Below are 1,477 nucleotides of genomic sequence, written 5' to 3'. Positions count from 1 at the left end.
GCGGTTAACGTTGAACCTTGACGGCACCGAAACCTACGACGTGGAAGGTGACATCGCGCCGGGTGCTGAAATGACCTTGATTATTCACCGGGCCAATGGCGAGCGCGTCGATGTGCCAGTGAAATGTCGTTTGGACACAGGTGAAGAAGTCTCAATTTATGAAGCGGGCGGTGTGTTACAACGCTTTGCGCAAGACTTCTTAGCGAACGCCTAAGACGCTATGACATGACCATGGGAGCAGGCGACTGCTCCCATTTTTTAGTTATGTAACGTTAGCCATGCAGTGCTTACCGTGGGAGAGATTATGTTTAAACCACAAATTAAAATTCCAGCCACCTATATGCGCGGTGGCACCAGTAAAGGCGTGTTCTTTCGCCTCGACGATTTACCTGCTGTGGCGCAACAGCCGGGCCCAGCGCGCGATGCGATTCTATTGCGGGTGATTGGCTCGCCAGACCCGTATGGAAAACACACCGATGGCATGGGCGGCGCAACTTCGAGCACCAGCAAAACAGTGATCTTGTCGCAGAGCAGCCAAGCCGATCACGATGTGGACTACCTATTCGGCCAAGTCGCAATTGATAAACCATTTATTGATTGGAGCGGCAACTGTGGCAACTTGACCTCAGCGGTCGGTTCGTTTGCCGTCAGCGCGGGTTTAGTGCCAGCAGATCGTATTCCTGAGAATGGCACTGCAGTTGTGCGGATTTGGCAGGTGAATATTCAAAAGACCATTATTGCTCATGTGCCGATTACCAACGGTGAAGTGCAAGAAACCGGTGACTTTGAGCTCGACGGGGTGACCTTCCCAGCGGCGGAAGTACCCATTGAGTTTTTGGATCCGGCCGATGGTGAAGGGGCCATGTTCCCAACGGGTAACGTGGTTGATGACCTTGATGTTCCGGGCGTCGGCGTCTTGCGCGCGACGATGATCAACGCCGGCATTCCGACGATTTTTGTCAATGCGGCGGATATCGGTTACACCGGTACCGAACTGCAAGGCGCGATTAACGAAGACGCCAAAGCTTTGGCAATGTTTGAAACCATTCGTGCCTACGGCGCAGTGAAAATGGGTTTAATCAACGATATCGCGGAAGCAGAAGCACGCCAACATACGCCGAAAGTTGCCTTTGTGGCACCACCAGTCAGCTACACGTCCTCGAGCGGTAAGGCTGTGGACGCGAACGAGATCGACTTAAACGTCCGCGCATTGTCGATGGGGAAACTGCATCACGCCATGATGGGCACCGCTGCCGTTGCGATTGGCACCGCTGCAGCCGTTCCCGGAACACTGGTTAACCTAGCCGCCGGTGGTGGTGAACGCACTGCAGTAACCTTTGGCCACCCCTCAGGCACACTGCGTGTCGGCGCGGAAGCTGCACTGGTCGACGGCCAATGGGTAGTGAAAAAGGCGCTGATGAGCCGCAGCGCCCGCGTACTGATGGAAGGTTGGGTGCGAGTGCCGGGAGATTGCTTG

General features: G+C 54.8%; 2 protein-coding genes. Both read left to right on the top strand.

The genetic code is table 11. The features are described from left to right. Positions 1–214, top strand: a 214-nt coding sequence (locus J5F18_RS14915; RefSeq protein ID WP_346299355.1) for a hypothetical protein, incomplete at its 5' end; no start/stop codon positions are given. Positions 215–301: 87 nt separating this feature from the next. After that, positions 302–1,477: 2-methylaconitate cis-trans isomerase PrpF (gene prpF / locus J5F18_RS14910; RefSeq protein ID WP_346302248.1), on the top strand; the 1,176-nt coding region annotated here is incomplete at its 3' end.

This window comes from Halomonas sp. BM-2019 (genome assembly GCF_017584085.1).
The sequence above is the reverse complement of the archived record's forward strand: the minus strand, read 5'-3'. Positions and strand labels throughout refer to the sequence as shown.